Annotated in this window: 21 protein-coding genes; 17 read left to right on the top strand and 4 right to left on the bottom strand. The window is 69.5% G+C overall.

Annotated features, from left to right (window positions below; all coding sequences use genetic code 11):
- Window positions 1-36: 36 nt before the first annotated feature.
- A complete protein-coding gene (gene gcvH / locus ACWD11_RS03845) occupies window positions 37-426 on the top strand; it encodes a glycine cleavage system protein GcvH (RefSeq protein WP_389415559.1) in 390 nt (129 codons plus the stop codon).
- Between the two features lie 78 nt (window positions 427-504).
- Here gcvH and ACWD11_RS03840 read toward each other — a convergent pair whose 3' ends face one another.
- A complete protein-coding gene (locus ACWD11_RS03840) occupies window positions 505-1,131 on the bottom strand; it encodes a hypothetical protein (protein WP_389415558.1) in 627 nt (208 codons plus the stop codon).
- A gap of 284 nt (window positions 1,132-1,415) precedes the next feature.
- Here ACWD11_RS03840 and hemL point away from each other — a divergent pair, with 284 nt between their 5' ends.
- From hemL to ACWD11_RS03800, 8 genes are all read left to right on the top strand, one after another.
- Window positions 1,416-2,732 (top strand): glutamate-1-semialdehyde 2,1-aminomutase, encoded by a 1,317-nt coding sequence (gene hemL / locus ACWD11_RS03835; RefSeq protein ID WP_389415557.1) that lies wholly within the window; start codon window positions 1,416-1,418, stop codon window positions 2,730-2,732.
- Window positions 2,729-3,409: a histidine phosphatase family protein gene (locus ACWD11_RS03830; RefSeq protein WP_389415556.1), complete on the top strand. Its 681-nt coding sequence runs from the start codon at window positions 2,729-2,731 to the stop codon at window positions 3,407-3,409. Before hemL ends, ACWD11_RS03830 begins: the two co-directional genes overlap by 4 nt.
- Window positions 3,410-3,547: 138 nt before the next feature.
- A complete protein-coding gene (locus ACWD11_RS03825) occupies window positions 3,548-4,786 on the top strand; it encodes a hypothetical protein (protein ID WP_451281064.1) in 1,239 nt (412 codons plus the stop codon).
- Between the two features lie 66 nt (window positions 4,787-4,852).
- The gene (locus ACWD11_RS03820; RefSeq protein WP_451281062.1) at window positions 4,853-5,443 is read left to right on the top strand and encodes a TlpA family protein disulfide reductase; all 591 of its coding nucleotides are present in this window, start codon (window positions 4,853-4,855) and stop codon (window positions 5,441-5,443) included.
- A gap of 1 nt (window position 5,444) precedes the next feature.
- Window positions 5,445-6,215: a cytochrome c biogenesis CcdA family protein gene (locus tag ACWD11_RS03815; protein WP_383311253.1), complete on the top strand. Its 771-nt coding sequence runs from the start codon at window positions 5,445-5,447 to the stop codon at window positions 6,213-6,215.
- 3 nt (window positions 6,216-6,218) lie between these two features.
- A complete protein-coding gene (resB, locus tag ACWD11_RS03810) occupies window positions 6,219-7,907 on the top strand; it encodes a cytochrome c biogenesis protein ResB (protein ID WP_451281060.1) in 1,689 nt (562 codons plus the stop codon).
- Entirely contained in the window at window positions 7,904-9,010 is a 1,107-nt protein-coding gene (gene ccsB, locus ACWD11_RS03805) for a c-type cytochrome biogenesis protein CcsB (protein ID WP_389415552.1), read from the top strand. Before resB ends, ccsB begins: the two co-directional genes overlap by 4 nt.
- 15 nt (window positions 9,011-9,025) lie before the next feature.
- Window positions 9,026-9,421 carry a hypothetical protein gene (locus ACWD11_RS03800; RefSeq protein WP_451281057.1) on the top strand — a complete coding sequence of 132 codons (396 nt, stop codon included), beginning with the start codon at window positions 9,026-9,028 and terminating at the stop codon, window positions 9,419-9,421.
- 36 nt (window positions 9,422-9,457) lie between these two features.
- On the opposite strand, the gene ACWD11_RS03795 is transcribed toward ACWD11_RS03800, so the two are convergent.
- Complete coding sequence (locus tag ACWD11_RS03795) at window positions 9,458-9,907, bottom strand: nucleoside deaminase (protein ID WP_389415550.1); 450 nt, start codon at window positions 9,905-9,907, stop codon at window positions 9,458-9,460.
- 72 nt (window positions 9,908-9,979) lie between these two features.
- Here ACWD11_RS03795 and ACWD11_RS03790 point away from each other — a divergent pair, with 72 nt between their 5' ends.
- Together ACWD11_RS03790 and ACWD11_RS03785 are read left to right on the top strand one after the other, a co-directional pair.
- Window positions 9,980-10,828, top strand: a complete 849-nt coding sequence (locus ACWD11_RS03790) for a DUF6281 family protein (protein ID WP_451281055.1) — start codon at window positions 9,980-9,982, stop codon at window positions 10,826-10,828.
- Window positions 10,829-10,910: 82 nt separating this feature from the next.
- Window positions 10,911-11,867 carry a DMT family transporter gene (locus ACWD11_RS03785; RefSeq protein ID WP_451281054.1) on the top strand — a complete coding sequence of 319 codons (957 nt, stop codon included), beginning with the start codon at window positions 10,911-10,913 and terminating at the stop codon, window positions 11,865-11,867.
- Here the strand turns inward: ACWD11_RS03785 and ACWD11_RS03780 are convergent.
- Together ACWD11_RS03780 and ACWD11_RS03775 are read right to left on the bottom strand one after the other, a co-directional pair.
- Window positions 11,764-12,636, bottom strand: coding sequence for a LysR family transcriptional regulator (locus ACWD11_RS03780; RefSeq protein ID WP_451281052.1), 873 nt, complete (start codon window positions 12,634-12,636; stop codon window positions 11,764-11,766). The genes ACWD11_RS03785 and ACWD11_RS03780 overlap by 104 nt on opposite strands.
- A 1-nt stretch (window position 12,637) precedes the next feature.
- Window positions 12,638-12,946 carry a PLD nuclease N-terminal domain-containing protein gene (locus ACWD11_RS03775; RefSeq protein ID WP_389415546.1) on the bottom strand — a complete coding sequence of 103 codons (309 nt, stop codon included), beginning with the start codon at window positions 12,944-12,946 and terminating at the stop codon, window positions 12,638-12,640.
- 86 nt (window positions 12,947-13,032) lie between these two features.
- Here ACWD11_RS03775 and ACWD11_RS03770 point away from each other — a divergent pair, with 86 nt between their 5' ends.
- From ACWD11_RS03770 to ACWD11_RS03745, 6 genes are all read left to right on the top strand, one after another.
- Complete coding sequence (locus ACWD11_RS03770) at window positions 13,033-14,490, top strand: menaquinone biosynthesis decarboxylase (RefSeq protein ID WP_250070818.1); 1,458 nt, start codon at window positions 13,033-13,035, stop codon at window positions 14,488-14,490.
- On the top strand, window positions 14,487-15,389 hold the full coding sequence (gene mqnP / locus ACWD11_RS03765) for a menaquinone biosynthesis prenyltransferase MqnP (RefSeq protein ID WP_389415545.1): 903 nt from the start codon (window positions 14,487-14,489) through the stop codon (window positions 15,387-15,389). The genes ACWD11_RS03770 and mqnP overlap by 4 nt, the downstream gene beginning before the upstream one ends.
- Before the next feature lie 52 nt (window positions 15,390-15,441).
- The gene (locus ACWD11_RS03760; RefSeq protein WP_389415544.1) at window positions 15,442-16,089 is read left to right on the top strand and encodes a UbiX family flavin prenyltransferase; all 648 of its coding nucleotides are present in this window, start codon (window positions 15,442-15,444) and stop codon (window positions 16,087-16,089) included.
- A gap of 115 nt (window positions 16,090-16,204) precedes the next feature.
- Window positions 16,205-16,660 (top strand): Lrp/AsnC family transcriptional regulator, encoded by a 456-nt coding sequence (locus tag ACWD11_RS03755; RefSeq protein WP_250070821.1) that lies wholly within the window; start codon window positions 16,205-16,207, stop codon window positions 16,658-16,660.
- 83 nt (window positions 16,661-16,743) lie between these two features.
- Window positions 16,744-17,907 carry an aminofutalosine synthase MqnE gene (gene mqnE / locus ACWD11_RS03750; RefSeq protein ID WP_389415543.1) on the top strand — a complete coding sequence of 388 codons (1,164 nt, stop codon included), beginning with the start codon at window positions 16,744-16,746 and terminating at the stop codon, window positions 17,905-17,907.
- Between the two features lie 182 nt (window positions 17,908-18,089).
- On the top strand, window positions 18,090-18,389 hold the full coding sequence (locus ACWD11_RS03745; protein WP_451281049.1) for a DUF4229 domain-containing protein: 300 nt from the start codon (window positions 18,090-18,092) through the stop codon (window positions 18,387-18,389).
- Window position 18,390 lies beyond the last annotated feature (1 nt).

The following is an 18,390-nucleotide window of genomic DNA, read 5'->3' as shown; positions in this document are numbered from 1 at the left end:
TCACCGGAGGTGCACCTTCTGTAGCAGTCTTGTGTCATGACATACATCCCGGAAGACCTGAAATACACCTCGGAACACGAGTGGGTCCGCACCCTGAGTGCCAACAAGGTCCGCGTCGGCATCACCGAGCACGCGCAGAAGCAGCTCGGCGACATCGTCTTCGTGGAGTTCCCCGCCATCGACGGCCAGGTCGTCGCCGGTGAAGCGTTCGGCACCCTGGAGTCGGTCAAGGCCGTTTCCGAGGTCTACATGCCGGTGACCGGCGAGGTGACCGCCCGCAACGACCGTCTGGGCGAGGACCCAGAGCTGATCAACACGGATCCGTACGGCGACGGGTGGCTGATCGAGGTCACCTTGAGCACCCCGAGCACCGACGGCCTGATGACCGCCAAGGAGTACGGCGCCTACCTCACGGCCGAGGACTAGCCTCCCGCCGGCGGCCGCGATCACTCCAGGGAGCGCCCGCCAGCGCCTGTCACCACCGCCAGGAAGGGGCGAGCCGCATCAGGGCCACACAAGGCAGTACGGCTGATGCCCCGCCTCATGCAGGCGGTGGCTGAAGTCCTGCCACTCGTGCAGGAGTTGGTAGACGTTGAACGCGTCCCGCGGGCCCCCGCGGTCGGGGACCGTGGACCAGATGAAGGCCGCCGCGCCGACCGCTTCCTCGCCGATGCCGCGCAGGGGGTCGACGACCGTCATGGGGAGTTTCACCACGGCGTAGTCGGGATGCAGGACGACCAGCTCCAGCGGGGGGACCTTGTGCAGGGGGACGCCCTCGATGCCGGTGAGCACCATCGCGGCCATGGTCTCCGGCTTGATCTTGGTGAACATGCCGTTCATGCCCAGCTCGTCGCCGCCGAGTTCCTCCGGGCGCATCGAGATCGGGACGCGGGCCGCGGTCGCGCCGTCCGGCGCGCCGAAGTACTTGTACGTCACCCCCACCCGACCACCATTCCCGCTCGCCTCCCGGAGCCGGTCGACACGTCGGTCGATCCGCTCGGGGTCGGTCTGTCCGCCCTGTGCCTGCCGTGCGTCGGTGGTGTCCGCCGCCTCGCGCCGGTGCTTCCCCCGCCGGGCACGTCGAGGACCCAGGTCATCAGTCCCCTCGCCCAGTCCGCCACCGCGATGCATATCTCCACCCGACTGCTTTTCTGGGACGCGTGGCCCCCGCCGCGCAACCCGATCATCGTGTCAGTGACCTCCCCCACGGCCGCTCGCCGAAACGTGCGCGCTGAAACACCTGTCCGCAGGATCTTGTACCAGCCCCCAGTTTCGCAGATCGCCCGGGGGTAGGAGTCGGATGTCCGGTCGGAGGAGAGCGGGCCCACAGCCCCGGACGCCCACTGGCCTACCCTGAGGAGGTCACTGGCAACCGGAGTCCGAGCAGTCGGAGAAGGTCGGAGAAGTCGCACGACATGAGCTCACTGCCCTATTCATACGATGCGCCTGAGTCGCAGGCTCTGTTCGACCGTGCGGCGGCCGTCACGCCCGGCGGCGTGAACTCCCCGGTGCGCGCCTTCCGCGCGGTGGGCGGAACACCCCGGTTCATGGTGTCCGGCACCGGTCCCTACCTCACCGACGCCGACGGACGCGAGTACGTCGACCTCGTCTGTTCCTGGGGGCCCATGATCCTCGGGCACTCGCACCCCGAAGTCATCGCCGCCGTGCAGGAGGCCGTCGCGCGCGGCACCTCCTTCGGTACGCCCGGTGAGGGCGAGGTCGCGCTCGCCGAGGAGATCGTCGACCGGGTCGGCCCGGTGGAGCAGGTGCGCCTCGTCTCCAGCGGCACCGAGGCCACCATGTCCGCGATCCGGCTCGCCCGCGGGTTCACCCGGCGCACCAAGGTGGTCAAGTTCGCCGGCTGCTACCACGGCCACGTCGACTCCCTCCTCGCCGCCGCCGGCTCCGGCGTCGCCACCTTCGCGCTGCCGGACACCCCGGGTGTCACGGGCGCCCAGGCCGGCGACACCATCGTGCTGCCGTACAACGACCTGGAGGCCGTGCAGGAGGCCTTCCACCGGCACCCGGGCGAGATCGCCTGCGTCATCACCGAGGCCTCGCCGGGCAACATGGGCGTCGTACCGCCGCTGCCCGGGTTCAACCAGGGGCTGAAGGACGCCTGCCAGGCCAATGGCGCCCTCTACATCTCCGACGAGGTCATGACCGGCTTCCGCACCAGCCGCGCCGGCTGGTTCGGCGTCGACGGTGTCGTCCCCGACCTGATGACCTTCGGCAAGGTCATGGGCGGCGGCTTCCCGGCTGCGGCCTTCGGCGGCCGGGCGGACGTCATGGCGCACCTCGCGCCCGCCGGGCCCGTCTACCAGGCCGGCACCCTCTCCGGGAACCCGGTCGCCACGGCCGCGGGGCTCGCCCAGCTCCGGCTCCTCGACGACGCCGCGTACGAGAAGGTCGACGCCGTGTCGGAGCAGATCCGGACCCTCGTCGGCGAGGCGCTCACCAAGGAAGGCGTCGCGCACCGGCTGCAGACCGCCTCCAACATGTTCTCGGTGTTCTTCACCGACCGGCCGGTGCGGAACTACGAGGACGCCAAGAAGCAGGAGTCCTTCCGCTTCACCGCCTTCTTCCACGCGCTGCTGGAGAACGGCGTCTATCTGCCGCCGTCCTCCTTCGAGTCCTGGTTCGTCTCCACGGCCCACGACGAGCGGGCCGTGCAGAAGATCGCCGACGCTCTTCCGGCGGCGGCCCGGGCGGCGGCGGAGGCGCGGGCATGAGCGGCTCCGACATCACCGTCGTCCATCTGATGCGGCACGGCGAGGTCGCCAACCCGGACGGCGTCCTCTACGGCCGGCTCCCCGGCTACCACCTCTCCGAGCTGGGCCGGCAGATGGCCGACCGGGTCGCCGAGCACCTCGCCGCCCGGGACATCACCCATGTCGGCTCCTCCCCGCTGGAGCGGGCCCAGCAGACCGCCACGCCGATCGCCAAGGCGCACGGCCTGGACCTCGCCACCGACGAGCGGCTCATCGAGGCCGACAACGTCTTCCAGGGCAAGACCTTCGGCGTCGGCGACGGCGCCCTGAAGCGGCCCGGGAACTGGAAGCACCTGGTCAACCCCTTCAAGCCGTCCTGGGGCGAGTCGTACTTCGACCAGGTCGTGCGGATGATGGGCGCCCTGGACACCGCCAAGGACCGGGCGCGCGGTCACGAGGCCGTGCTGGTCAGCCATCAGCTGCCGATCTGGATCGTGCGGTCCTACGTCGAGAAGCGCCGACTGTGGCACGACCCGCGCCGCCGCCAGTGCACGCTGGCGTCCCTGACGACGTTCACGTTCCAGGGCGACCGGATCGTCTCGGTCGGCTACAGCGAGCCGGCGATCGACCTGGTTCCGCCGCATCTGCGGGCCGGGGCACGGCCGGTCAAGGGCAAGAACAAGGCATTCGGGGCCTGAAGGGGCCCTGAGCCCTCTCAGGGCCTTAGTGCCCATTCTTCGTATTTGTTGTGAAATACATGTGATCCGCCGGAACCTCCCCCTTCGTCACGTCCTCTGACTGGGTGACCAGCACAGAACGTGACGAACGGGGATGCCATGCGCACTCTCACCCGCAGGGGAGCACTCGGACTCGGCGTCGCCGGGGCCGCCGCGGTCGGACTCGGCGGGTGCGGGACCTCCACCCCGTCAGAGGGGCCGACCCCCTCCCGGGGTTCCGCGGATCACCGCCCGGCCGGTTCCGGGCCGAAACCGTCGGCCCGTCTCATCGGCGACGGCTCCACCGCGTACACCGGCAAGCAGCCGAAGCAGCCCGAGCGGCCGGTGCCGCTGGAACCAGGGCAGATCCCACCCCAGTTCGTCGTCTTCTCCTGGGACGGCGCCGGTGAGGTCGGCAACGGCCTCTTCCCGCGCTTCCTCGACCTCGCCGCGGAGCACGGCGCCGGCATGACCTTCTTCCTGTCCGGGCTCTATCTCCTGCCCGAGTCCAAGAAGCGGCTCTACGACCCTCCGAACAACCCGCGCGGCGCCTCCGACATCGGCTACCTCACCGACGCGCACATCAAGGACACCCTGAAGAACGTCCGCCGCGCCTGGCTCGACGGACACGAGATCGGCACCCACTTCAACGGCCACTTCTGCGCCGGTTCCGGTTCGGTCGGCAACTGGACCCCGCGGCAGTGGCGCAGCGAGATCGACCAGGCGAAGTCCTTCGTGAAGGAGTGGCGCAGCCACAGCGGCTGGACCGACCTGCCCCCGCTGCCCTTCGACTACGACAAGGAACTCGTCGGCGGCCGCACGCCCTGTCTGCTCGGCCAGGACAACCTGCTGCCCGTCGCCCGCGACCTCGGCTGGCGCTACGACGCCTCCTCGCCCGGCGGCCGCCAGGTCTGGCCCACCAAGAAGCAGGGCATCTGGGACCTGCCGCTCCAGCAGATACCTTTCCCCGGCCGGAGCTTCGAGGTCCTGTCCATGGACTACAACATGCTCGCCAACCAGTCCGTGAACTCCACCAACGCCCCCGCCCACAACTACCCGGCCTGGCGCGAGCAGTCGGCCCAGGCGTACATATCGGGCTTCAAGCGGGCGTATGAGACAAACCGCGCACCCTTCTTCGTCGGCAACCACTTCGAGCAGTGGAACGGCGGCATCTACATGGACGCCGTCGAGGAGGCCCTGAAGCACATGGCGCGGGAGAAGGAGAAGGGCGGGGACGTGCGGCTCGTCTCCTTCCGGCAGTTCACGGACTGGCTGGACGTGCAGTCGCCGGAGGTCCTGGACAAGCTGCGCACACTGGACGTCGGCCAGGCGCCCGCGGAAGGGTGGAAGCGCTTCTGAAATGCGGGTTTTCACCTGCAAGGGGGGTGTGCAAGATCCCCGGAACGGACATGCGAAACTTTTCACATGAGTGCCGCCAGTCGCGCCCCCCTGACCCTCGCCGGTGCCGTCGTCGCCGCGTCGCTGCTGTCCGCGTGCACGTCCGGAGGCACCTCGGGCGGCGGCGGTGACACGAACTTCATCATGGGCAAGGACGGCATCTCCACCGTGGCGAAGGGCAAGCGCCACGCGGCCCCCGACCTGTCCGGGAAGACCCTCGACGACAAGCAGCTCGCGGTCTCGTCCTTCAAGGGCAAGGTCGTCGTCCTGAACGTGTGGGGCTCCTGGTGCGCCCCCTGCCGCGCCGAGGCCCCCAACTTCGAGAAGGTCCACAAGGACCTCAAGTCGCGGGGCGTGCAGTTCGTCGGCATCAATGTCGCCGACCCCCAGATCCGCAGCGCCCGCGCCTTCGAGGAGCAGTACGGCGTCAGCTACCCGAGCCTGTACGACCCGAGCAGCAAGCTGATGCTCCGCTTCGAGAAGGGCACCCTCAACCCGCAGGCGATCCCCTCCACGCTCGTCCTCGACCGGGACGGGAAGATCGCGGCCCGCTCGCTGGCCGCGCTCAGTGAGGAGAAACTCCGCAGGATGATCGACCCGGTCCTCGCGGAGAAGTGACGTGAGCGCGCTCACCACGCTCGCCGCGGAGGGCTACAACGGCACCGTGCTCAACGGCGCCCTGCTGGTCGCTCTGCCCATCGCGCTGCTCGGCGGACTCGTCTCCTTCTTCTCCCCGTGCGTGCTGCCGCTGGTCCCCGGCTATCTGTCCTACGTCACCGGCATCAGCGGCACCGACCTGGCCGAGGCCCGGCGCGGCCGGATGGTCGCGGGCGCCTCCCTGTTCGTGGCGGGCTTCACCGCCGTGTTCGTCTCCGGCGGGGCCCTGTTCGGCTACTTCGGGGCGACGCTCCAGGAGCAGCAGGACGTCCTGTCCAAGGTGCTGGGCGGGCTCATGATCCTCATGGGCGTGTTCTTCATGGGCCTGATGCCCTGGATGACCCAGCGGGAGTTCCGCTTCCACCGCAGGCCGGTGGCCGGACTGGTCGGCGCCCCCCTGCTCGGCGCGCTGTTCGGCATCGGCTGGACGCCCTGCATCGGCCCGACCCTCGCCTCCGTGCTCGCCCTGTCGTCGCAGCAGTCGAGCGCGGGCCGCGGTGCCATACTGACCGTCGCCTACTGCCTGGGCCTCGGCGTGCCGTTCGTGCTCGCCGCGGTCGCCTTCCGCAAGGCGCTCGGTGCCTTCGGCTGGGTCAAGCGCCACTACGTCTGGGTGATGCGGATCGGCGGGGCGATGATGATCGTCACCGGTCTGCTGCTGCTGACCGGAGCCTGGGACAGCCTCGTACAGGACATGCAGTCCTGGTCCGCTGGATTCACCGTGGGGATCTGACCGATGAGCAAGACGACAACCGACCGCGTCGAAGACCAGGACCTCGGCGCCGCCGGCTCCCAGCTCTCGACCGCCCCCAAGGAGGAGCCGGCGAACCTGCCCGCGATGGGGGTCGTCGGCTGGGTCCGCTGGTTCTGGCGGCAGCTGACCTCGATGCGGGTCGCGCTGCTGCTGCTCCTGCTGCTGGCCCTCGGCGCGATCCCCGGCTCGCTGATCCCGCAGTCCGGCAGCGACGAGACGAAGGTCGCCGAGTTCCGCGACCGGCACGAGATCCTCGCGCCGGTCTACGACAAGCTCGGCCTCTTCCACGTCTACAGCTCGGTGTGGTTCTCCGCGATCTACATCCTGCTGTTCGTCTCCCTCATCGGCTGCATCGTGCCGCGCACCTGGCAGTTCGTGGGCCAGCTGCGCGGCCGGCCGCCGGGCGCCCCGAAGCGGCTGACCCGGCTGCCCGCCTACACCACCTGGCGCACCGAGGCGGAGCCCGAGCAGGTCCGCGAGGCCGCTCTCGCCCTGCTGAAGAAGAACCGCTTCCGCGCGCATGTCGACGGTGACGCGGTCGCCGCCGAGAAGGGCTATCTGCGCGAGGTCGGCAACCTCCTCTTCCACATCGCGCTGATCGTGATGCTGATCGCCTTCGCCTGGGGCCAGCTCTTCAAGTCCGAGGGCAACAAGCTCCTGGTCGAGGGCAACGGCTTCTCCAACACCCTGATCTCCTACGACGACTTCAAGTCCGGCAACCTCTTCAGCACCGACGACCTGACGCCGTTCAGCTTCACCCTCGGCGACTTCACCGGCACCTACGAGACCACCGGCCCCAACAAGGGCACCCCGCGCACCTACCAGACCACCCTCACCTACTCCGAGGGCGCCTACGGCAAGGACCGCAGGACGACCGTCAAGGTCAACCAGCCGCTGGAGATCGGCGACTCCAAGGTCTACCTCACCGCCCACGGCTACGCCCCCGTCGTCACCGTCCGGGACGGCAAGGGCAAGGTGGTGTTCCGGGACGCCGTGCCGCTGCTGCCGCTGGACTCCAACGTCACCTCCACCGGCGTGATCAAGGTCCTCGACGGCTACAAGAACGCCGAGGGCGTGACCGAGCAGCTCGGGATCAAGGCCTTCTTCCTGCCGACCTACACCGCCGGCAGCGAGGTCGCCTCCACCTTCCCCGCCCTGATCAACCCGGTGCTGAACCTGGAGCCCTACCACGGCGACCTCGGCGTCAACTCGGGCATCCCGCAGAGCGTGTACCAGCTCGACAAGAAGCACATGAAGGGCTTCAAGAACGCCAAGGGCAAGCAGCTGCGGGAGAACCTGCGGCCCGGGCAGACCGTGAAGCTGCCCGGCGGCGCCGGCTCGATCACCTACGAGGGCACCAAGGAGTGGGCGAACTTCCAGATCACCCAGCAGCCCGCGAGCGGCTGGGCGCTGGCCGGTTCCCTCGCCGCGATCCTCGGCCTGGCCGCCTCCCTGTTCATCCAGCGCCGCCGGGTGTGGGTGCGGGCGGTCAGGGGCGCCGACGGGGTGACCGTCGTGGAGATGGCCGGGCTCGGCCGCAGCGAGTCCGCCAAGGTGCCCGAGGAGCTCGGCGACCTCGCCGGGATCCTGTACGAACAGGCGGCGCCCGGCGCGCCGGACCCCGAACCCACAACCGACCCCGCTGTACCTGCCGAAGGGGCTGAGAAGTGACTCTCGCCGCCGCAACCAACGAAAGCCTCGCGAGCCTCAGCAACACGCTGATCTACTCCGCGATGGCCGTCTACACCCTGGCGTTCTTCGCGTACATCGCCGAATGGCTCTTCGGCAGCCGCAGCAAGGTCGGCCGCACCGCCGCCGCGCTCACCGCGTCGCAGAAGGCGGGCGCTCCGGCGGTCACGGTGCGCAAGGCCGGCGGCACCGCCGTCCTGGAGCGGCCGAAGGTCGTCGTCCGGGCCGCGAGCGGCACCCGCGACGTGCCCGACGGTCCCGGCGCGCACGGCGGGGACGAGCAGGGCGACCTCTACGGCCGTATCGCCGTCTCGCTCACGGTGCTCGCCTTCCTCATCGAGTTCGGCGGTGTGCTCGCCCGGGCCCTGTCGGTGCAGCGGGCGCCGTGGGGCAACATGTACGAGTTCAACATCACCTTCTCCACGGTCGCCGTCGGGGTGTACCTGACGCTGCTGGCGCTGAAGAAGAACGTGCGCTGGCTCGGGCTGTTCCTGATCACCACGGTCCTCCTCGATCTCGGTCTCGCCGTCACTGTCTTGTACACCGACAGCGACCAGTTGGTTCCCGCGCTGCACTCGTACTGGCTGTACATCCACGTCTCCACGGCGATCTTCTGCGGCGCGGTGTTCTACGTGGGCGCGCTCTCCTCGCTGCTGTACCTCTTCAAGGACAGCTACGAGAACAAGCTCGCGGGCGGCGGCACCCCGGGCCGGTTCGCGAACTCGGTGCTGGACCGGCTGCCCGCCGCGGCGTCCCTGGACAAGTTCTCCTACCGCGTCAACGCCGCCGTCTTCCCGCTGTGGACGTTCACGATCATCGCGGGCGCGATCTGGGCGGGCGACGCCTGGGGCCGCTACTGGGGCTGGGACCCCAAGGAGACCTGGTCCTTCATCACCTGGGTCGCCTACGCCTGCTACCTGCACGCCCGCGCCACGGCCGGCTGGAAGGGCCGCAAGGCCGCCTACCTGGCCCTGATCGCCTTCGCCTGCTGGCTGTTCAACTACTACGGCGTCAACATCTTCGTCTCCGGCAAGCACTCCTACGCCGACGTGGGCCTGGGCGCGCTGCAGTCCGTGGGGTTCTGAACCTACGCTGGTGTCATGACCGGACCCATCGAACAGGGCACCAGCCGGACCGACGGGAGCACGCGCGTCCTGCACTTCCTGGTGCGGCTCCCGAAGCGCATGGAAGAGGTCTGGCCGGCCCTCGCGACCCCGGAGGGGCTGGCCGGCTGGTTCACCGACGTCGATGTCCTCGAACCCCGGCTCGGCGGGATCGTCGCCCTGCGCGGCCTGGGCGCCGGGGAGGTCACCGCCTGGGACGTGGACCGGGTCGCCGAGTACACCGTGGCGGGCGGCGGCCGTATCCGCTTCCACCTGGAACGCGACGGCGACGAGGCGAGCGCCCTCCGCTTCACCCACGAGTACGAGGGCGGAACGGAGCCGGAGGACCGCTGGAGAACCCGCTTCGAACGCCTGATCGAGCTACTGCGGTAGGCCCCCGACGAGACAAGACCCCGGGAAACCCGGCCCTCACTCCCCGATGTCCTCGTGCCACAGCTCGGGCCGCTGCCGGATGAAGTCGCGCATCATCCCGACGCACTCGGGGTCGTCGAGCAGCACGACCTCCACGCCGTGCCCGGCCAGCCAGTCGTGCCCGCCGTGAAAGGTGACGGCCTCCCCGATGACGACCCGCGAGATCCGGAACTGCCGGACGAGCCCGGAGCAGTACCAGCAGGGCGAGAGGGTCGTCACCATGGTCGTCCCGCGATACGACCGCTGCCGTCCCGCGTTCCGGAACGCCGCCGTCTCCGCGTGGGTCGACGGGTCGTCGTCCTGGACGCGCCGGTTGCGGCCGCGGCCGAGCAGGGTGCCGTCGGCGCCGTAGAGCGCCGCGCCGATCGGGATGCCGCCCTCGGCGAGCCCGGCGCGGGCCTCCTCGACGGCGGTGGTGAGCCAGGTGCGTGCCTGTGCCTGATCCATGGGTCCACTCTGGCCGAACGAAACCGGTGCCTGCCACGTCCAAGTCACGGGCAGCGGGAAGAGGGGGCATCCATGAGGGCGGTAGTGGTGATGGCCGGGATCACGGTCGTGGCGTTGAGCGCGGTCGGCTGCGCCGAGGCGGGCGGGGGCGGGACCGCGGACGCGGTCTGCGCGTACCGCGTCGCTTACGACGACCGCCAGTACGGGGACGTGGCCAACATCGACTTCCAGCGGGGCGGGAAGCTGGGCACGGCGGTAGAGCCCCCCTGCGACGACACCCCGAGCGACGACGGCTCGCCCGCGCGCGAGGTGACGGCGTACCGGGTCCAGGGCCTGGACCCCGAGGTGGCCATCGCCGTGGGGGACGACCCGGACGACCTCCTCCTGGTCGCCGTCCGCCGGAACGGCGAACTGCCCCTCGAGGTCGAGAAGTTGCGGCAGGCGGCGACGGACGAGTGCGTCGGCACCCGTCCCGCCCCCACCGCGTCAGGCACCGACGACAACCCGGACGACACCCCCCTCTATCGCACCCTCGCCCACATCGACCGACTCGCCGCGAAGCGGTACGCGGGGTCCTTCACCGGGCTCTCCGTCGACCAGGACGACACCGCGGCCGACCTCTACCGCATCCCCTCCGCCGCCTTCGACAAGGCCGTCTGCGACGCCGCCGAGCAGGGCGTCACCGTCCGGATCCACGACACCGACGCCAACCGGAAGGACCTCGACGCCCTCGCGAACCGGATCAGCGAGGACATGAACCGCTGGGACGGCACCTTCCAGCTCCGCGAGGTCGGGGTCGACGAGCGGGGCTGGGTCCATGTCGGGGTCGACGAGCCCGGCACCGCCGAGCCCTTGATCCAGGACGCCTTCGGCACGGAGCACATCAAGGTCGTGCACGTCGGACAGGCTGAAGCCAACTGATCGGCATCCTCGATGGGCCCATCGGCAGGACGCCCCAGCAGCCCGTGGACCTGCGCCGACACCGGCTCGTAGCGTCACCGCCATGACCTCACAGAGCAAGGGCTCAGTTCAGCTGGCGGCGGCGATGGTGCTCTCCGGCACCCTCGGTGTCTTCGTCGTCGAGTCGGGCACCTCGCCCTTCAACGTCGTCTTCTTCCGCGTCCTGTTCGGCGCCCTCGCCCTCGGCGGCTACATCCTCGCCCGCGGCTGGTTCCGTGAGCGCGGCCTCGGCTTCACGCCCCGCACCCTCGGACTGGCCGTCCTCGGCGGCGTGTTCATCGTCTTCAACTGGGTCTTCCTCTTCCAGTCGTACGAGAACACGTCCATCTCCGTCGCCACGGTCGTCTACCACACCCAGCCGTTCTACGTCGTCCTGCTCGGCGCCGTCCTCTTCCGCGAGCGGATCACCGCCGCCAAGGCCGGCTGGATCGGCGTCGCCTTCGCGGGCCTGGTCCTCGTCTCCGGCGTCCGCCCCGGGGACCTGACCGGCGCCTCGGGCGAGTACGTCCTCGGCCTCGGCCAGGCGCTCCTCGCCGCGCTCCTCTACGGCCTGTCCACCGTCGTCACCAAGAGAATCACCGGCGTCCGCCCGCACCTCATCGCCCTGGTCCAGGTCCTCGTCGGCATCCCGCTCCTCCTGCCCTTCGCCGACTTCGGCGCGATGGCCGGCACCGGCGCGGACTGGGGCTGGCTGGTCGGGCTCGGGGTCATCCACACCGGGCTGATGTACGTCCTGATGTACGCCGCCTACGCCCAGCTGCCCACCCCGAAGATCGCCGTCCTCGCCTTCGTCTACCCGGCGGTCGCGATGACCGTCGACTGGGCGGTGTACGGCCATCACATCGGCCTGGTCCAGGCGCTCGGCGTCCCGCTGATCGTGACGGCGAGCCTGAAGGTCACCCTTGCTCGGCGATCAGCTTCCGTGCCTGCTCCAGGAACAGCCGGGCGTGCGCCGGAAGCCGCTTCCCGGCCCGCCACGCCAGTTGCGTCCGAAGCGTGAACGGCGGCTCCCACGGCAGCCGCACCAACGACCCCTCCGCGAGTTCGGCGGCGACCGTCACCTCGGGCAGCAAGGCGATCCCGAGACCGGCCGCCGCCGCCCGCTTGGTCGCCTCGATGGTGCCGAACTCCATGAACTCCACCGCCGGGTCCACCGACTTGAGCTCCCGCTCCAGCAAGTCCCGGTAGGCGCAGCCGGGTTCCGTGGCGAGCAGCGGATGCCGGAGCAGATCGGCCGTCCCCGAGACCTCCACCGGGGCGCCCGCCACCAGCGCCAGCGGCTCGACCGCCAGCACCTCGCTCTCCAGGCCGGGATGGTCCGTCTCCGCCTCCATCAGGAAGCCGAGGTCGTACGTCCCCTGCCGCAGCGCCTGCCGGGTCTCGTCGCCGATGGTCGTGCGCAGCGCGAGCCGCACCTTCGGATAGCGGTGGTGGAACAGTTCCAGCAGTGGGGGCAGCCGGTAGGAGGTCAGCGACTCCATGGTGCCGACGACGAGCGACCCCGTCGGCTCCTCCGCCGCCGTCACCGCGGCCCGAGCCTCCGCGCTCAGCTCGATGATCTGCCGGGCGTACGGGAACAGCCGCTCACCCGCCTCCGTCAGCCGGATCCGCCCGCCGAGCCGGTCGAACAGCTCGGTGCCGAGGGAGGATTCCAGGGCCCGGATCTGACTGGTGACACTGGACTGCGCGTACGCCAGCTCGGTCGCCGCCCGCGTGAAGCTCAGGACGGTCGCGACCTTCTCGAAGGTGACGAGGAGCCGCAGCTCCATGTCAGGGCTCGTCCCGCTTCTTCTTGTCGTCGTCCTCGTCGAGGGACTTCAGGAAGTCCGGGTTGTCGTCGGGCGCCACCCACTGCTGGGAGCGGCCCGTGCGCACCCCGGACCAGCCCTCGGCGGCCGGGCTGCGCTTCTTGCCCGCGATCAGCCACGAGACCGACCCGACCAGCGGGAACAGCAGCACGAGGATCGCCCACAACGGCTTGGGGATGTGCCGGATGTCCTCGTCCTTCGTGCTGATGCAGTCGATGAAGGCGTAGATGCTCAGCGCCAGCGGTACCAGGAACATCAGCACCCGGAGCATGGGGCCCTCCAGCGATCGGTGGTCGGGGACGCGATCACAGCCCCCAGGTACAAGGCCAGGGTAGCCGCTCGGGGATACTTGACCCCATGGCTTACGACGATCTTCGTTCCCTGCTCAGGGCACTGGAACGCGAAGGCGACCTCAAGCGCGTCAAAGCTGAGGTCGATCCGTATCTGGAGGTCGGGGAGATCGTCGACCGGGTGCAGAAGGCAGGTGGCCCGGCACTGCTCTTCGAGAACGTGAAGGGCTCCTCGATGCCCCTCGCGATGAACGTCTTCGGCACCGACCGCCGGCTCCTGAAGGCCCTCGGCCTGAAGTCCTACGCCGAGATCAGCGAGAAGATCGGCGGGCTGCTCAGGCCCGAGCTGCCGCACGGCTTCGTGGGCGTGCGGGAGGCCTTCGGCAAGCTCGGCGCGATGGCCCACGTACCGCCGAAGAAGGTCAAGTCCTCCGACGCGCCGGTGCAGGAGGTCGTCCTGCACGGGGACGACGTCGACCTGGACGCCCTGCCCGCCCTGTTCACCTGGCCCAAGGACGGCGGCTCCTTCTTCAACCTGGGGCTGACCCACACCAAGGACCCGGAGTCCGGGGTCCGCAACCTCGGTCTGTACCGCCTCCAGCGCCACGACCGGCGCACCATCGGCATGCACTGGCAGATCCACAAGGACAGCCGCAACCACTACCAGGTCGCCGCGCGCCGGGGCGAGCGGCTGCCGGTCGCGATCGCCTTCGGCTGCCCCCCGGCCGTCAGCTACGCCTCCACCGCCCCGCTCCCCGGCGACATCGACGAGTACCTCTTCGCCGGTTTCCTCGCGGGCAAGCGGATCGAGATGGTCGACTGCAAGACGGTCCCGCTGCAGGTCCCGGCGCAGGCGGAGGTGGTGATCGAGGGCTGGCTGGAGCCGGGCGAGATGCTCCCCGAGGGCCCCTTCGGCGACCACACCGGCTTCTACACCCCGCAGGAACCGTTCCCCGCACTGAAGATCGACTGCGTGACCATGCGGAAGCGCCCCCTGCTCCAGTCGATCGTCGTGGGCCGCCCGCCGACGGAGGACGGGCCCCTGGGCCGGGCCACCGAGCGATTCTTCCTGCCCCTGCTGAAGATCATCGTCCCGGACATCGTGGACTACCACCTGCCCGAGGCCGGCGGCTTCCACAACTGCGCGATCGTCTCGATCGACAAGAAGTACCCCAAGCACGCGCAGAAGGTGATGCACGCGATCTGGGGCGCCCACATGATGTCCCTGACGAAGCTGATCGTGGTCGTCGACTCCGACTGCGACGTCCACGACCTGCACGAGGTCGCCTGGCGGGCGCTGGGCAACACCGACTACGCCCGTGACCTGTCGGTCGTCGAGGGTCCCGTCGACCATCTCGACCACGCCTCCTACCAGCAGTTCTGGGGTGGCAAGGCGGGCATCGACGCGACGAAGAAGTGGCCCGAGGAGGGCTACACCCGCGACGGCGGCTGGCCGGACATGGTGGAGTCGGACCCGGAGACGGCGGCGAAGGTGGACCGCCGGTGGAAGGAGTACGGACTGTGACTTCCGCCTCTGCCGCGCTTCCCCAGCCGGGCCGCACCAAGGCGTTCCTGCGCCTGGTCATGATCGAGCACTCGGTCTTCGCGCTGCCGTTCGCCTACATCGCCGCCCTGACCGCGATGTTCCAGTGGGACGAGAACATCCACTGGGGCCGGCTGCTGCTGGTCACCGTCTGCATGGTCGGCCTGCGCACCTTCGCCATGGCCGTGAACCGGATCATCGACCGCGAGATCGACGCCCGCAACCCCCGCACCGCCCACCGCGAGCTGGTCACCGGCGCGATGTCGGTGAAGCACGCCTGGACGGGCGCGCTGATCGCGCTGGTGGTCTTCCTCGGCTCGGCGGCGGCGCTGAACCCCCTGTGCCTGGCCCTCGCGCCGGTCGCGGTGATCCCGATGGTGGTCTACCCCTACGGCAAGCGGTTCACGAACTACCCGCAGGCCATCCTGGCGCTGGCCCAGGCGATGGGCCCGATCGGCGGCTGGCTGGCGATCACCGGCGAGTGGTCCTGGGACGCGGTGATACTGGGCCTCGCGGTCGGCATCTGGATCGGCGGCTTCGACCTGATCTACGCCTGCCAGGACGTGGAGTCGGACCGCGAGACCGGCGTCAGGTCGGTCCCGGCCCGCTTCGGCGTCCCGGCGTCCATCCAGGCCGCCCGGGTCTGCCACGCCGTCACCACGCTGCTGCTCGTCTGGTACGCGGTCGCCACCGGCGCGGGCGCGTTCTTCTGGCTCGGCCTGCTGATCGTGGCGGGCGCCTTCGTCTACGAGCACACCATCGTCCGCCCGACCGACCTCTCCCGCCTCAACAGGGCGTTCTTCAGCGTCAACGGCTTCATCGGCATCGCCCTGTTCGCTTGTGCGCTGCTGGACCTCCTGGTGCGGGGGCTGACCGTCTGACCGTCCCGTCCACCGGTACGCTCAAGATGTGAACGCAGGAGAATCGCAGCGCGTGCCTTGGATCGTGGGGGTGTCCGGAGCATCCGGGACGCCGTACGCGGCTGCTGTGCTGCGTGCTCTGCTCGCGGCGGGGGAGAGCGTGGACCTGGTGGTGAGCCGCGCCTCGCGGCTCACGCTGCTCGACGAGACCGGGCTGCCCTTCCGGGACGCGCACTGGCAGGACGACCTGCGCGCCTGGCTGTCCCGGGGGGCGGACGGAAAGCCGGGCACCTTCGACCCGGACATCGCGGGGGTACGGCACTGGAGTGCCGGGGACCTCGCGGCGGGGCCGTCCTCCGGCTCGTACCCCACGAAGGGCATGCTGATCGTGCCGGCGTCCACCGCCGCGGTCGCGGGTGTGGCGCTCGGGCTGTCCAAGGACCTGCTGCAGCGGACCGCGAGCGTCACCCTGAAGGAAGGCCGCAAGCTGGTCGTCGCCGTACGGGAGACCCCCTTGAACGGGCAGACGCTGCGGCACCTGGTCACCCTCGACGACGCGGGCGCCACCGTCGTGCCCGCCTCGCCGGCCTTCTACGCCGGGGCCACCCACATCCAGGACCTGGTGGACTTCGTCGCCGGACGGGTGCTCGACGCGGCGGGCGTGGAGCACCGCCTCTACCGCCGCTGGAAGGGCGACCTCGGCGGCGCACGCACCGACTGAGGCGGCACAGCAGGGATCAATCGACCGTTTCAGACCCCTTCAGACCCCTTCAGACCCCTTCAGACCTCTTCAGATCTTTCGGATCAGGATCATTCAGCGGAAGGCTTCGAATCGCATGGACGCGGTGGACAGGCAGCTCATCCAGGCCCTGAGGGAGAACGGCCGGGCCTCCTACGCGGAGCTTGGGCGCCTCGTCGGCCTGTCGGGACCCAGTGTCACCGACCGCATCAACCGGCTGGAGGCGGCCGGGGTCATCACCGGCTACCGCGCCACGGTCGACGCGGCCTCCCTCGGCCTCGGCGTCACCGCCCTGATCGGCATCTCGCTCTCCGACGCGGCCGACCACGAGGACGTGGCCCGGCGCATGAAGGACCTCTCGGAGATCGAGGACTGCTGGTTCATCGCCGGCGACGACTCGTACATGCTCAAGGTGCGGGCGAACGACGTGGACGGCCTGGAGAAGATCATCCGGCGGCTCAGCGGCACCAAGGGCGTCTCCCGGACCCGTACCACCATCGTGCTCTCCACGAAGTGGGAGAACCGGGTGGGTGAGTTGCCCGAAGAGGTGTAGGCCCGCAGGGCCGTATGGGGGTACCGCCCGCCCGAAGGGTGGGGGAGTAGGTTTGTCACGTCGGTCTAGGAGAGGGTGTACGCATGGACGTCGGGCTCAAGCGCGAGCTGGAGGAGAAGGTCCGCTCCGGTGAGCGGCTGACCCGCGAGGACGGCATCGCGCTGTACGCGTCGGACGATCTCGCCTGGCTCGGCGGACTCGCCCACGAGGTGCGGACCCGCAAGAACGGCGACGTGGTCCACTTCAACGTCAACCGTCACCTCAACATGACCAACGTGTGCACGGCGTCCTGCGCCTACTGCTCCTTCCAGCGCAAGCCGGGGGAGAAGGACGCGTACACGATGCGCATCGAGGAGGCGGTGAAGCTCGCCAAGGCGATGGAGTCGGAGAACCTGACCGAGCTGCACATCGTCAACGGCCTGCACCCGAACCTGCCGTGGCGCTACTACCCGCGCTCGCTGCGGGAGCTGAAGGCCGCCCTGCCGCACGTGTCCCTGAAGGCCTTCACGGCGACGGAGATCCACCACTTCGAGACGATCTCGGGCCTGTCGGCGTCGGAGATCCTGGACGAGCTGATCGACGCCGGTCTGGAGTCCTTGACCGGTGGCGGCGCGGAGATCTTCGACTGGGAGGTCCGCCAGCACATCGTGGACCACCGCACGCACTGGGAGGACTGGTCGCGCATCCACCGCCTGGCGCACGAGAAGGGTCTGAAGACCCCGAGCACCATGCTGTACGGCCACATCGAAGAGCCCCGGCACCGGGTGGACCATGTGCTGCGGCTGCGCGAGCTGCAGGACGAGACCGGCGGCTTCCAGGTCTTCATCCCGCTGCGCTACCAGCACGACTTCGTGGACATGCAGGACGGCAAGGTCCGCAACCGCCTCCAGGCGCGCACCCAGATGGCGACCGGGGCGGAGGCGCTGAAGACGTTCGCGGTGTCGCGGCTGCTGTTCGACAACGTGCCGCACGTCAAGGTCTTCTGGGTCATGCACGGCGTCCAGACGGCGCAGCTGGCGCTGCAGCACGGCGCTGACGACATGGACGGTTCGGTCGTCGAGTACAAGATCACCCACGACGCGGACAACTACGGCACGCCGAACAAACTCACCCGCGAGGACCTGCTGGACCTGATCAGGGACGCGGGATTCCGCCCGGTGGAGCGCAACACGCGGTACGAGATCATCCGAGAGTACGAGGGCCCGGACCCGGCCCGCAGGGAGTCCCCCCAGCCGATGCGGGTGTGAGGGCGAGGCCGGTATGGCTGGTCGGGCTTCCACTGTTCCCACCTCAGGGGCGCGGGGAACTGCGCGACCAGCCCCCACCGGCCCGCACTCGACTGAGCCCCGCCCCCAAGATCGCGGCCCCGACATGCTTCACTGGATGTCGCACCTTTGGGACTTTGTCGGAATCGGAAGACTGGATTGAGATGCTCCGCTACACGCTGATGCGCCTCGGGATCTTCGCGGGCTGCCTCGTGGTCGTCTGGGGCCTCGTCTACTCCGGTGTCGCCCCGCGCGGCCTCGGCGACTCCAACGGCATGTGGATCGTGCTGCTCGCCCTGCTGATCTCCGCCCCGATCAGCTTCGTCGTGCTGCGCAAGGAGCGGGACCGCGCCTCCGTGCAGATCGTCCAGAGGGTCGACCGGGTGAAGGCGAACCTGGAGGCGAACCGCTCCCAGGAGGACGGCATCGACGACTCCGCTCGGGCGCAGGGGCAGACGTCCTAGT

The sequence above is a fragment of the Streptomyces sp. NPDC002776 genome (genome assembly GCF_053592195.1).
Note: the sequence above shows the minus strand (reverse complement) of the source record. Positions and strands in the feature narration are given on the sequence as shown.